This window comes from Tabrizicola fusiformis (assembly GCF_013328815.1).
Classification (GTDB): domain Bacteria; phylum Pseudomonadota; class Alphaproteobacteria; order Rhodobacterales; family Rhodobacteraceae; genus Fuscibacter.
Window position 1 is genome coordinate 102,234 of sequence record NZ_JABUHN010000008.1, and the last position, 13,064, is coordinate 115,297.

At 65.7% G+C, this 13,064-nt stretch carries 10 protein-coding genes; 6 read left to right on the plus strand and 4 right to left on the minus strand.

Annotated features, from left to right (window positions below):
- Positions 1-56: 56 nt before the first annotated feature.
- Positions 57-1,052: an asparaginase gene (locus tag HS053_RS14080; protein WP_174211894.1), complete on the minus strand. Its 996-nt coding sequence runs from the start codon at positions 1,050-1,052 to the stop codon at positions 57-59.
- A 170-nt stretch (positions 1,053-1,222) separates the two neighbouring features.
- On the opposite strand from HS053_RS14080, the gene HS053_RS14085 reads away from it, so the two are divergent.
- Complete coding sequence (locus tag HS053_RS14085) at positions 1,223-1,741, plus strand: invasion associated locus B family protein (RefSeq protein ID WP_174211895.1); 519 nt, start codon at positions 1,223-1,225, stop codon at positions 1,739-1,741.
- A 120-nt stretch (positions 1,742-1,861) separates the two neighbouring features.
- Positions 1,862-3,043 (plus strand): 23S rRNA (adenine(2503)-C(2))-methyltransferase RlmN, encoded by a 1,182-nt coding sequence (gene rlmN, locus HS053_RS14090; protein ID WP_174211896.1) that lies wholly within the window; start codon positions 1,862-1,864, stop codon positions 3,041-3,043.
- An 18-nt stretch (positions 3,044-3,061) separates the two neighbouring features.
- Here the strand turns inward: rlmN and HS053_RS14095 are convergent, their stop codons facing one another.
- The gene (locus HS053_RS14095; protein WP_174211897.1) at positions 3,062-3,460 is read right to left on the minus strand and encodes a carboxymuconolactone decarboxylase family protein; all 399 of its coding nucleotides are present in this window, start codon (positions 3,458-3,460) and stop codon (positions 3,062-3,064) included.
- Entirely contained in the window at positions 3,460-4,275 is an 816-nt protein-coding gene (locus HS053_RS14100) for a cyclase family protein (RefSeq protein WP_174211898.1), read from the minus strand. The genes HS053_RS14095 and HS053_RS14100 overlap by 1 nt, the downstream gene beginning before the upstream one ends.
- Positions 4,276-4,415: 140 nt before the next feature.
- Here HS053_RS14100 and HS053_RS14105 point away from each other — a divergent pair, with 140 nt between their 5' ends.
- From HS053_RS14105 to HS053_RS14120, 4 genes are all read left to right on the plus strand, one after another.
- Entirely contained in the window at positions 4,416-5,633 is a 1,218-nt protein-coding gene (locus tag HS053_RS14105; protein ID WP_174211899.1) for a winged helix-turn-helix domain-containing protein, read from the plus strand.
- Positions 5,634-5,690: 57 nt separating this feature from the next.
- A complete protein-coding gene (locus HS053_RS14110; protein WP_174211900.1) occupies positions 5,691-6,350 on the plus strand; it encodes a TetR/AcrR family transcriptional regulator in 660 nt (219 codons plus the stop codon).
- An 86-nt stretch (positions 6,351-6,436) separates the two neighbouring features.
- Positions 6,437-7,756 (plus strand): mechanosensitive ion channel family protein, encoded by a 1,320-nt coding sequence (locus HS053_RS14115; protein WP_174211901.1) that lies wholly within the window; start codon positions 6,437-6,439, stop codon positions 7,754-7,756.
- On the plus strand, positions 7,753-8,931 hold the full coding sequence (locus HS053_RS14120; protein WP_174211902.1) for a TIGR03862 family flavoprotein: 1,179 nt from the start codon (positions 7,753-7,755) through the stop codon (positions 8,929-8,931). Before HS053_RS14115 ends, HS053_RS14120 begins: the two co-directional genes overlap by 4 nt.
- A 21-nt stretch (positions 8,932-8,952) precedes the next feature.
- Here HS053_RS14120 and HS053_RS14125 read toward each other — a convergent pair whose 3' ends face one another.
- Positions 8,953-13,041: a WG repeat-containing protein gene (locus HS053_RS14125; RefSeq protein WP_174211903.1), complete on the minus strand. Its 4,089-nt coding sequence runs from the start codon at positions 13,039-13,041 to the stop codon at positions 8,953-8,955.
- Positions 13,042-13,064 lie beyond the last annotated feature (23 nt).

The following is a 13,064-nucleotide window of genomic DNA, read 5'->3' on the forward strand; positions in this document are numbered from 1 at the left end:
CGCCGGATAGCCAGTTGAGAGGGAGCCCCTGTCCGAAAGACAGGGGCTCCGGTTTCTCAGAGGAACCCTTCGGACAGCCGCAATTCGCCGGTCCGCAGCCCGCGCCAGTTGCGCTGCTCGGCTGGAAGCCGCTTTTGCGCCATGGGGTGGGCAGCGTCCAGAACGCCGATCTGCGTCAGCAGCGCGACGATGGCCGCTTCGGAGGCGCGAGAATTGCCGTCCTCGATCTTGAGCGCGATGCCCAGACCCTTTTCCGGCACGATGGCCACGAACACCGCCTCGGCCCCGGTCTTGATCGCCACCCGGCCCCCCATCGCCCGCATCAGTTCGGTGCAGGACCGCCCTTCGCCCGCGACCAGCTCGGGATGGGTGGCCATGGCGCGGGTCAGCCGGTGCATCGCGCGCTGGCGGCTGTCGCCGGTTTCGGGGGCTGCCGCAAAGGCCGCCATCGACCGCGCCAACCCGGCAACCGAGGTGGCAAAGTTCGGCGCCGAGCAACCGTCGATGCCCCAACCCGCCGAAGCCTCTCCCGTCACCTCTTCGAACGCGGTCTTGATCGCCACCTGCAACGGATGGTCGATCTCGACATATTCCGGGCCGGCCTTCAGATGCTTGACCACCGTCAGAAAGCCCGAATGCTTGCCCGAGCAGTTGTTGTGCAACTGGCAAGGCCCCTCATGATCGCAGATCAGCCGATCCCGCTCGGCATGGTCCAGCGGCTCATGCGCGCCGCAGCGCAGGTCCGGCTCGCCCAGACCCAGATCGGACAGCCAGCGTTCGGCCATGCCCACATGCAGCGCGGCGCCCTGATGGCTGGCGCAGGCCAGTGCAAGGTGCCGCTCGGTCAGCCCATGGGCATCCGCCGCCCCGGTTTCGATCAACGGCAGCGCCTGCAACATCTTGCAGGACGAGCGCGGGAAGATGATCCGCCCCGGATCACCCCAGGATTGCACGATCTGCCCCGAAGCGTCGCAGATCACCGCATGGCCCAGATGGGTGCTTTCCAGCAGCCCGCCGCGCCACAACTCAACCATCGGAATTGCCTTGCCCATCATCCCCTCCCGTCACTTATGCGCGAAAACACGCCCAAGGGGCTTTCGCGGATTGGTCATTTTCGGTTATGCATGGGATATCGAGCAATGAAAACCCGCAGCCCGGGAAAAGCCGCGCCTGAAGTGGCTCCGTGTGGGTGAGGCAATGACAGCTTGGAGGCTGTGACGAGATGAAAAGCTGGACGATGCGCGCGCTGGGTGCCGCTGCGGTGGCCATGGCCGCACAAGGTGCGATGGCGCAGGAATCCTCCAACCGGGTCGCCACCATGACCGACTGGAGCGTGTTCGCCGAAGAGAACCCCAAGGAATGCTGGGGGGTGTCAAGCCCGAAGGAAACCGTCAACAGCCGCGACGGCCAGCCGGTTTCGGTGCGCCGGGGCGATATCCTGCTGTTCGTGACCTTCCGCCCGGGTGCGCCGGGTGCGATTTCCTTCTCGGGTGGTTATCCCTTTGCCGCCGGCTCGACGGTCAAGGTGGATATCGACGGCACCAGCTTTGAGATGATCACCGATGGCGAATGGGCTTGGCCGGGCAGCAATGACGATGATGCTGCCGTGCTGGCCGCGATGAAGAAGGGCTCCAACGCCGTTCTGACCGCGCGGTCGGGCAAGGGCACCCAGACCAAGGATACGTTCAGCCTGCGCGGCTTCACCGCCGCCATGACCGACGCCGAAAAGCGCTGCCAGTAAGCGCCGCGACCTGACCCGAAGCGCCCCCTTTGCGGGGCGCTTTGCTATTTCCGGGGGAATCGCCTATATCCCCCCGATTCCCAGATCGCCTGTGACAAGGCCCCGAACGAAAGATCTGCCATGACCGAGGCAACCGCCCCCATCACGCAAGACGTGCTGACCCTGCCGCGCAAGCTGCCCGAGGGCGGCAAGACCAATCTCATCGGCCTGACGCGCGAAGAGTTGCGCGCAGCGCTGATCGCCGCAGGCACGCCGGAGCGGCAGGCGAAGATGCGGCTGGGGCAGGTCTGGCAGTGGGTCTATCACTGGGGCGTGCGCGATTTCGCGGCGATGACCAACCTTGCCAAGGAGTATCGCACCCTTCTGGCCGATCACTTCACCATCGACCTGCCCGAGGTGGTGAACCGTCAGGTCTCAGCAGACGGCACCCGCAAATACCTTGTCCGTATCGCCGGCGGGCATGAGGTGGAGGTGGTCTATATCCCCGAGGAAACCCGGGGCACCCTGTGCATTTCCTCGCAAGTGGGCTGCACGCTGACCTGTTCCTTCTGCCACACCGGCACGCAAAAACTGGTCCGCAACCTGACCGCCGGGGAAATTGTGGGTCAGGTCATGCTGGCACGCGACGATCTGGGTGAATGGCCCGAGCCTGGTGCGCCCAAGGATGAAACGCGGCTGGTGTCCAATGTCGTGCTGATGGGCATGGGCGAGCCGCTGTATAATTTCGACAATGTGCGCGATGCCATGCGCGTGGTGATGGATGGCGAGGGTATCGCCCTTGGCCGCCGGCGGATCACGCTGTCCACCTCGGGCGTGGTGCCGGAAATCGCCCGGGCCGCGACCGAGATCGGCTGCCAGCTTGCCGTGTCGTTCCACGCCACCACGGATGAGGTGCGCGACCGTCTGGTGCCGATCAACAAACGCTGGAACATCAAGGCGCTGCTGGACGAGCTGCGGGAATACCCCAAACTGTCGAACTCGGAACGGATCACCTTCGAATATGTCATGCTCAAGGGCGTGAACGACAGTGACGCCGATGCCCGCCGTCTGGTGAAACTGATTCAGGGCATCCCGGCCAAGATCAACCTGATCCCCTTCAATGAATGGCCCGGCAGCCCCTATGAGCGGTCGGACTGGGAGCGGATCGAGGCTTTTGCCGACATCATCTACAAGGCCGGATACGCCAGCCCGATCCGCACCCCGCGGGGTGAGGATATCATGGCGGCCTGCGGTCAGTTGAAATCGGCGACCGAACGCGCCCGCAAGAGCCGGGCCGAAATTGCGGCCGAGGCGGGGCTGTAACCCCACCCCTGCCCCGGTTCAGCCCGCCTGAAACCTGTCATCCACCGGAATCTGCAGCGCATTGGCCAGCGCATTCGTCTGGCTGGCCATCGCAATCACCGACAAAAGCTCACCATGCTGGGCCTCGGTCATGCCCTTGGCCTTGGCAGCGGCGGTGTGGGAATGCACGCAATAACTGCACCCATTCGCCGCCGAAACCGCAAGATAGATCATCTCTTTCACCAGCGGGTCCAGCGTGCCCGGCCCCATCACTACCGCTAGCCTGTCCCATGTGGCGCGCAGCAGGGCCGGGTCATGTGCCAGCACCCGCCAGAAGTTGTTGATGAACTCGGTCTGCCGGGCCGCGCGGATTTCGGTGAAGATGGCCAGCGCCTCGGCGCCAGCCTCTTCATCGCCCAAGGGTCGCAGGACCGCCATCAGATCATCGCCAGAACGCGCGCCGGGCCGCCGGTGCCGCCGCGATGCTTGGGCGCGCCGATGAAGACCGTCGCCCCCTTGACCGGAAGCTGATCCAGATTGGCGAGCCCTTCGATGCCAAAGCGGCCCGAGGGCAACCAACTGTAATGCACAGCGAAATCGGCGGAATTGCCCGGGTCCAGCGACATCGTATCCACCCCGATCGAGGCGGCGCCGGTTTCCATCAAGAGATCAGTCGCAGATTTGGCAAAGCCGGGGAAAGCCAGCTTGCCCTCGGCATTGTTGCGCCACGAGGGATCGCCGATCTTCTTCGTCCAACCCGAGTTCATCGCCACACAGGCGCCTGCCGGAATCTCGCCGTTCGCCCTGATCCAGGCTTCGATATCGGCCGCCTCGACCATGGCATTCGCGTCCTCCGCCGCCTTGGCGGTGATGTCGATGATGCAAAGCGGCGCCACCAGATTCTCGACCGGCAGCGCATCGACCGAGGTGCCGTCTTTCGAGAAATGCAGCGGCGTGTCGATATGGGTGCCGGTATGTTCAAAGATCGTCAGCTTGAAAAGCTGGTAGCCGTCCTTGTCGAACACCTTGTCCTGTTCAAAAATGATCCCCGGCTTGCCGTCGAAGGTGGGAAAATCACTGTCATAGGTATGGGTCAGGTCCACCACCTTACCCGAAGCCTGCGCCAGCGCCGGTTTCGCCGTGATCAGACCGGCGCCGATGCTGGCCACACCGGCAGCCGCCGCTGCCCCGAACAGCGACCGGCGCGACAGCATGTGGGATTTCACCCCTTCGATGATGCAGGCATTGCACATGTTTGCGTCCCTTCCTGTTGTGACTGATGCCACAGGGAACGCCCTTGCCCCGAGTCGATCAAGCGATTTGAGCGCATACATATGAACAAATCATAAACATTCGCTGGACAGCCGCCGCCGCGCCTTGCTACGCCTGCGATATGACCCTGCCCGTCCTGTCCAATCCGCTTGCCCGTCGCCTGTTCCTGCACCGCCACGCGCTGGGCGAGGCGCCGACCGGACCCGCCAAGGGTGCGGCGCTGGCGGCGCTGATCGACCGCATCGGTTTTGTGCAGGTGGACAGCATCAACACGGTCGAGCGGGCGCATCAGATGATCCTGTGGTCACGCCGGGGCACCTATCGGCCCGAGGCGCTGAAGCGGCTGACCGAAGCCGACCGCGGCCTGTGGGAGCATTGGACGCATGATGCCTCGATCCTGCCGATATCGCTTTATCCCCACTGGCAGCACCGCTTTGCCCGCGATGCCGAGCGGCTGCACCTCAACTGGCGCCGCTGGTTCCGCGAGGGGTATGAAGCGCAGTTTGACACCATCCTGCGCCTGATCGAGGCGGATGGCCCCGTCACCTCGGCCGATGTGGGCGAAGGGGAGGTGCGCGGCAAGGGCGGCTGGTGGGACTGGCATCCGTCAAAGACGGCTCTGGAATGGCTGTGGCGGACCGGGCAACTGGCCGTGGCGCGGCGAGACGGCTTCCGCAAGGTCTATGACCTGACCGAGCGTGTCATTCCGGCAGAGCATCTTGCCGCCCGCATCCCGCCGGAAGCGCATCTTGACTGGGCCTGCACTTCGGCGCTGGAGCGGCTAGGCTTTGCCACCTCGGGCGAGTTGAAAGCCTATTGGAATGCCATCACCCCGGAGCAGGCCCGCGACTGGTGCCGCGCGGAACTGGCCCGCGGCGCGCTGGACGAGATCGAGGTGGAGGGCGCCGACGGCAAGACCCGCCGCGCCTTTTGCCGCCCCGGCACGCTGGACGAAGCGGCGGCGCTGCCGGCCTGCCCCAGCCGCCTGCGCATCCTGTCGCCCTTTGACCCCGCGCTGCGTGACCGTGACCGGGCCGAGCGGTTGTTCGGCTTCTACTACCGGATCGAGGTTTTCGTGCCGGAACCGCAGCGGCTCTGGGGCTATTACGTCTTCCCGGTGCTGGAGGGGGAGCGGCTGATAGGGCGGCTGGATGCCAAGGCGCACCGGGATGAATCCGTGCTGCGGGTGCGCGCCTTCTGGCCCGAGCGCGGGGTGAAGCCGGGGCCGCAGCGTCTGGCCCGACTTGAGGGGGAGCTTGACCGGCTGGCCCGGTTCGCGGGCTGCGACCGGGTGGAATATCTGCCCGACTGGCGGCGCGAAACGCTGTCTGTCGCCTAGCCACCCTTCCCCTTTGCCACCAATCGGCTATGCAGAGGGCAGCCACATGAGGCCACCATGGACCTTGCCCCCGAACCACCCGCTGAACCTGCCGCCGCCCCGCGCAAACAGCCGCGCGATACCCGGCGCCAGCAACTGATCGAGGCGACCATCGCCACGCTGGCCCACAGCGGCTATGCCCGCATGACGCTGGCCGAGGTCACGCGGCGGGCGGGCCTGTCGCAGGGGCTGGTGAACTTTCACTTTGACAGCAAGGAGCGGCTGCTGACCGAAACCCTGCTCTATCTGGCCGAGGAATACCGGCTGAACTGGACGCAGGCGCTGGCCGCAGCCGGCCCGGATGCGGCGGCGCAACTGGATGCCCTGCTGCGCGCCGATTTCAACTCGGCGATCTGCACGCCTGACCGTCTTGCCGCCTGGTGCAGCTTCTGGGGCGAGGCGCAGAGCCGCCCGATCTATCAGGAACGCTGCGGCGCCAATGATGAAAGCTATAACCGCACGGTCGAGGCGATTTGCGCCCGGCTGATGGCCGAAGGCGGCTATTCCGGCGATCCGGTGCGCGTGGCGCGGGTGCTGCGCAACACGGTCGAGGGCACCTGGCTTGACATGATGACCATGACCGAAGCCTATGACCGCCTTGAAGCCGAGGCGACCGTCATGACCTGCGCCGCCATGGCCTTTCCGCAGCATTTCACCCCGAAGGGGCGGATCATCTAGCTGGCCGACGCTGTGCTCTGGCTTGTTTTGCGCCGGGTTCTGCGCCAGAGCAGGACCGCAGGTGCAGTATGATCAAAGAGGGCGGCATGGCAGACAAGGCGGAAATCGCGGCAAAGCTGCTGGCATGGTTCGAGCAGGCGGGTGAGATTGCCACCGGCTGGCTTCTCTCGCCCGCCGCATGGTCGCAATTCGCCCTGCTGGCGCTCTCCTTCCTTGTCGCCCGTATCGCCACCCGCCGCCTGTCGCCCCATGCCGCAAAGCTGATCGACCCCGGCGACAAGGACAACCCTCTGGCCACCGCCCGCCGCTTTGCCGGGCGTTTCCTGCCCTTGATGCTGCCGGTCTTTGCCTATGGGCTGACGGCGATGGGCGAAGAGGTCACCCGCTCGCTCTTCGGGTCGGGTGATGTGATCGCCTTTGGCAAGCGGGTGTTCTTCTTCCTCGCCGCCCGCATCTTTGTGCGCGAGGTGCTGCGCGACACCTTCCTGCGCATCCTTGGCCGCTATGTGCTGATCCCGGTCGCCGCGCTTTATGCGCTGGGCATCCTTGACGATATCACCCTGCGGCTTGAGGAAACCACCGTCGCGCTGGGCAATATCCAGTTTTCCGTGATGGCACTGATCCGCGGGCTTATCGCCGGATCACTCTTGTTCTGGCTCGGCTCGTGGTCGAACCGGCAAAGCGCCGACTACATCAAGAAGCAAGAGGAACTGCGCCCCGCCACCCGCGAGCTGGCGGTCAAGGCGGTTGAGGTGGCGATTTTCGGCGCGGCCTTCCTGCTGTTGATGAGCATTATGGGCATCGACCTGACCGCCGTTGCGGTTTTGGGTGGTGCTTTGGGCGTGGGCATCGGCCTTGGCCTGCAACAGATTGCGGCCAATTTCGTCTCGGGCATCATCCTTCTGGTCGAGGGGCAGACCACGGTCGGCGATTACGTCGAACTGGACGGTGGCGAGAAGGGCACCATCGTCAAGATGACCGCCCGCGCTTGCGTGCTGGAGACCTTTGACGGCAAGTGGATCGTGGTCCCGAACGAGCATTTCATCACCACCCGCGTGGTGAACTACTCCGATCAGGGCAGCGCCAACCGCTATGAGGCGCTGTTTTCCGTCAGCTATGACACCGACATCAACCTTGTCCCTGTCCTGATCGAGGCGGCGGTGGGCCGCCTGCCATTCGTCCTGCAGGCACCCGACGGACCGGATTGCGAACTGCGCGGCTTTGGGGAATCGAGCGTGGATTTCGCCGTGGAATATTGGGTCAGCGGCATCGATGACGGCAAGAACAAATACGGCTCTCCGGTGCTGTTTGCCATCTGGAATGCGCTGAAAGAGGCCGGAATCGAAATGCCCTTCCCGCAGCGTGTGGTGCATGTGAAGGGCGCACTGGCAGGCAGCGGCACATGACAGAAACGCCCGACGCGCTGGTGATCGGCGCCGGGCCGGCGGGCCTGATGGCCGCCGAAGAACTGGCCCGTGCCGGTCGCCGGGTGCTGGTGACCGAGGCCAAGCCCTCACCGGCGCGCAAATTCCTGATGGCGGGAAAATCCGGGCTGAACCTGACCAAGGATCAACCGCTGACCGCCTTTCAATCCGCCTATCCCGGAGACTGGATACGTCCCTATACGGCCGAATTCGGGCCGGTGCAGGTGATGGACTGGTGCCGCGAACTGGCGCAGGAGGTGTTCACAGGTTCTTCGGGCCGGGTCTTTCCGGTGGTGATGAAAGGCTCCCCCTTGCTGCGCGCATGGCTGGCGCGGCTGGCAGGCATGGGGGTGGAACTCCGCAGCCGCTGGCGGTGGGAGGGGCTTTCAGGCCCTGCACTGCGGTTTGAGACGGCTGAGGGCGAACGCCTGCTGACCCCGCGCTGCACGGTTCTGGCCTTGGGCGGCGCAAGCTGGCCCCGCCTCGGCTCGGATGCCGCATGGGTGCCGTGGCTGGCGGAGAGGGGCGTGGAAATCGCCCCCTTCCGCCCGGCCAACATGGGCTTTGCCGTGGATTGGTCACCGCATATGGCCCGCCATTTCGGCCAGCCGGTCAAGGGCGCGGCGCTGATGGCGGGGGCGCAGCGGGAGCGGGGGGAGTTCGTGATTTCGGCCCGCGGGATCGAAGGCGGCGGGGTCTATGCCGTCTCACGCGCGCTGCGCGAGGGCGCGACGCTGCGGCTTGACCTGATGCCGGACCTTGACCCCGCCGAGATCGCCGCCCGACTGGCCCGGATGCGGCCCGGCGAAAGCCTGTCGAACCGGCTGCGCAAACTGGGCCTGTCGCCGGTCGCCGTGGCCCTGGTGATGGAATTCGGGCGGAGCCTGCCGCCAGAACAGGCTCTAAAGGCCCTGTCAGTGACGATTCAGGGCGCCTATCCGCTGGCGGAGGCGATTTCGGTGGCAGGCGGCATCACGGCCCAGAGCCTGACCCCGGATCTGGAGCTTCGCACGCTGCCCGGGGTCTTCGCCTGCGGTGAAATGCTGGATTGGGAGGCGCCGACAGGGGGCTATCTCTTGACCGCCTGCCTTGCGACCGGGCGCCATGCCGGGCGGGCCGCTGCGAGAGTCGGGGTAAACCCCGACCTACCCGCGTAGGTCGGGGTTTACCCCGACCCCCTATTGCAGCGGTGTCAGCGCCGGCAACGGCACCCAGCCCAGCGCCTTGCCATCCTTGGCAATGCGGGCAAAGCCATCTGCTTCATCAGCTTTGAACACGCCAAAGAACACGCCCGACGGAATTTCCTGCACCACCGCCCCGCCCGGCGCGTCCAGAACCGCCGTCCCCCCTGCCACCACATGGCTGAGGGTCGCGGGGAAGCTTTCGGGCGCCTCACCCAGCACCGCCACCGTGGCGCCAAGGGCAAAGTCACTGCCCCGGATCGACATTTGCGGCACCTGCCGGAAGCCGAAGGCAGCCGAGGAAATCTCGGGCACCTTGGCATCCAGCCAACCGGCAAGCTCGGTCACCTCGATCGTGGCATTGCCATTGGCATCGGCCTGCCCCAGCGCGTCCAGCATCGCCCAGGTCATCACGCCATGGCCCTGATAGCCCTCCAGCGCCGGGGCATCGTCGGTCGATGCCGACAGGACGGTGCGCCCCATGGCCCGGGTCAGCCGCTCAACCGCCGCGGTCTGTGCCATAGCGGCATCGACGCTGCGGGTGCCGGTCAGGCTGCCGCTTTCGCAGGTGTCATAAATCAGCACCGACTTCTTCGCCCTGACCCGCGCCGCCCATTCCTGCCAGCGATCCTGATCAATCCCGCCCGCGCGGATCGGGTCATCGCCCTGAAAGCGGAAATCCTGCGGGATGAAGTAATACTTGCCCTCGACCGTCTTGCCATGGCCCGCAAGGAAGAACAGGAACACGTCCTGCGGTTTCACCCTTGCCCCCAGATCGGCAAAGGCGGCGTCCAGCCGGGCCTCGGTCACCTCAGCATCGAGCAGCGTCACCACCTCGACCGAGGTGAACAGCCCCGCCCCCGCCTTTTGCATCGCGGCGCCAAAGGCGCGGGCATCGGCGGCGGCATAGTTCAGCTTCAGCCGCCCGTCGGCATAATCATTCACCCCCACCGCCAGCACATAAAGCGCGGGCGGGACGGTGCTGGCCACCCCGTCCCATTGCACCACAACCTGACGCGGCGCCGAGGCCAGCAGCCCGGCGGCATTATAAGCCACCACCTCGATCACGTTCTGCCCCGGTTCCAGCGCAACTCGGGCCTTGGCCTTGGGCGTATCTTCGTCCAGCGCGGCGGCGGCGCGGGTGGGTTGCACCTCTACCGTCAATCCATTCACCCGCCATTCCACCCGGCCCACACCGCCGCCTTCGTCGGAAATCTCGGCCTCCACCTCGATCTCCGGGTCCGGCGCCTTGAACCCGTCCAGCGGAAAGGAAAACCGGGTGATCGGCGCGGGGCCCGAGCCGAGGACGGTGGACAGGTCCAGCACGGCGGCGGCCTTGGCAACCTCGCCCCCCGGGTCGCCCGCCAGCTTGGCCGCGACCAGATCGGGCCGGTAAAGGGCCTGATAGACCTGATCCACCGAAAACGCCCGCATCCCCGACGAGACCGATACCAGCCGCGCCCCATTCGGGCTCGCGGCAAAGAACCCCTCTGGCGTCAGGATCAGCCATTCGCCATCGGGTGTGGCCAGAAAATCCGCCAGCTTGGCACCCGTGGTCAGGTCATAGACCTGCTGGATGCCCACCGTCTGCGCCGTGACCGCCAGCCGCCCGCCCGCCAGCGGTTTGGCCAGCGCGGTTTCGGGAAATGTCATCAGCCGGGCCATCACCTGATCGGGGTAGCTCTGGCTGCTGTCAAAGTCGAAGCCCTCGGCAAGGCGGGCCTGATCCTCGGGCGTCAGGGGAACAGGTTGCAGGGTCTCCATGTCGAACCCGGCGACCGCGCCCGCATCCAGCCCGGAATAGAGGTAGAAGCGCCCGCCATCGGGCTCCATCATTTCCTCGACGCCAAAGGCGGCATCGGGCAGTTCGATCACCCCCTCCAGCCGCGCCTCAGCAAAGTTCCAGATCCAGACCTTGCCATTGCCATCGGTCTGGAACCAGCGGTCACCGTCCAGCATGGCGGTGCCGCCCTGCGCGGGGGTCAGCGGCTCGCCAAAACTGGCGGTCAATTTGCCCTGCCGCGGGTCAAGCATCAGGATGTCGCCGCCCTCCATCCCCACCACGACCAGCCCGCCCGAAGGCGAGAAGCCCAGACGGTCCACCGAAAAGATACTGCGACCAAGGCCCAGCCCCGTCGCCTTTTCGCGGTCCATCACCTGCGAGAACGCCGGGGCACCGCTGGCAATATCCACGACTTCAAGCCGGGCGATCCAGCTTTCCTCGCTCTGGCTGCCGGCATAGGCGAGCAATTGGCCATCGGCCGACACATCCAGCGTCAGGATATCGCCGACGCCCTCGGCAAGGGGCAGGCTGCGCCGGCCTTCGGGCGTGGTGATCTGCGCCTGCGAGACCTGTGCGTAAAACCCGTCCGGCTGCTGCACCAGCTCGGTGAACAGGCTGACCAGCACGCCCTGCGGCGACAGTGCCAGTTCCGAAACCGCATCAGGTTGCGGCCCGTCGCCGAACTCGATCTCCGGCCCCTCCTCGACCTGCGACAGCGCCGCGCCATCCAGCCCCAGTTTCACCAACCCACCCCGCCGCGTGCCCGCCCAGAGGGCCAGAGAATCGTCACTAAACCGCAGTTTGTGTGCCTTTTGCACGATGGTAGGCCCGGCCGTCCCGGTGGCGGCATCCCAGAGCTGCACGCTTTCGGCATCCGCCGTGGCCAGCCATTTGCCATCCGGCGACAGAACCATGTCGATCACCGCATTGCGGTGCGGGCGGATGCGGTGCAACTCGGCCCCCGTCACCGCATCAAGGATCAGGAGATGCCCGGTGGACAGACCAACCGCCAACAATTGCGAGCCGGGCAGCAGGGCCGCCTGCGTCGCCTGCGGCACCGGGAATTTGCGGATCAGCCGCTGGCTTTTCATATCCCACAGCGCGATCTCGGCGTCATTGCCAAGGGCCAGAGTGGTGACCATCACCGATTCGTCGGCGGCAAAGCCGATCGAATGGATCGAGGCGATGTCCTGAAAGAAATAGTAATGCGGGTTCGAGGGTTGCAGGCTGAACTCTGCCGCGCGGCCCGCCTGCGCCGCCGTCAGATCGGCCAGCGGCAGGTTCAGACGCGCTGCCGGGTCGGTCGCTTCGGGTGCGATCACGCCCCAAAGGTCGCCCTGCCGCACCGGCACCACCCCGCCCTCGTGCCGCCAGAAGTCCTGAAACTGCGGCTCGGCGGCAAAGCGGCCATCGGCGGTGATAAAGCCGCGCAGGTCGCCCACGACCACCCCCGCCAGCCCGTCGGAAAAACTGTAGGCCTGATCGAACTGCGCGGGAATCACCCAGGCGCCGGTCCGGTCGATATAGCCCCATTTGCCGCCCTGATCCTGCACGGGCGCCAACCCTTCGGCAAAGTCGCGGGCGGCAAGGAACTGATCGGGAATTTCAAAATAGCTGTCCCAGGGGCCGATATAGCCCCAAAGATCGCCCGTCCGCGCCGCCGCGAACTCTTCGGAAAAGCCGCGCACCTCGGCGAACACCGCCTGCCCGTTCTTCACCGCGCCATAAGCGCAATCCAGATGGCCGACCTTGCCTGCGATGGCCACGGGAACGCTGCCATTCTGCGGCACGCCCATCGCCGTGACCCCTTCGAGGCTGCTGGTGGCAGGTTCGTCGCCGCGATGCACGGCCACGGGCACACCTTTGGACGTGCCCACCATACAGGTGCCGTCATTGCCGATCAGCGTGTCGAAGGGCAGCACCTGTTCGTCGGCCTGCCCGCTGGGCCCGACGGCCCACCATTGCCCCTGCCAGAGCATCGGCGTGTAGATGTCCGGCTTGCCGATGGCATCGAACTCGAACGGGGTGGCGGTGCCGCCTGCGATGTCCACCACGCCCCATTTGCCGTTCTGCCGCACCGGAAAGCGGCCCATGCCCGGCGTGCCCACCGCCTCAAACTGCGGCTGCCAGACCCATTGGCCGTCAGCCGCCATCAGCCCCCAAAGATCACCCTGCCGCAGCGGCACCACCCCCTGATGGGCAGAGCCTGCATCCTGAAACTGCGGGGTCACCACCCAGCGAAAGCCGTCTTCGGCCAAGGCTGGCGCGGGCAGAAAGGCAAGCAGGAACAACAGGCGACGCATGGCAAATCCTCGGGTCCGGGCGC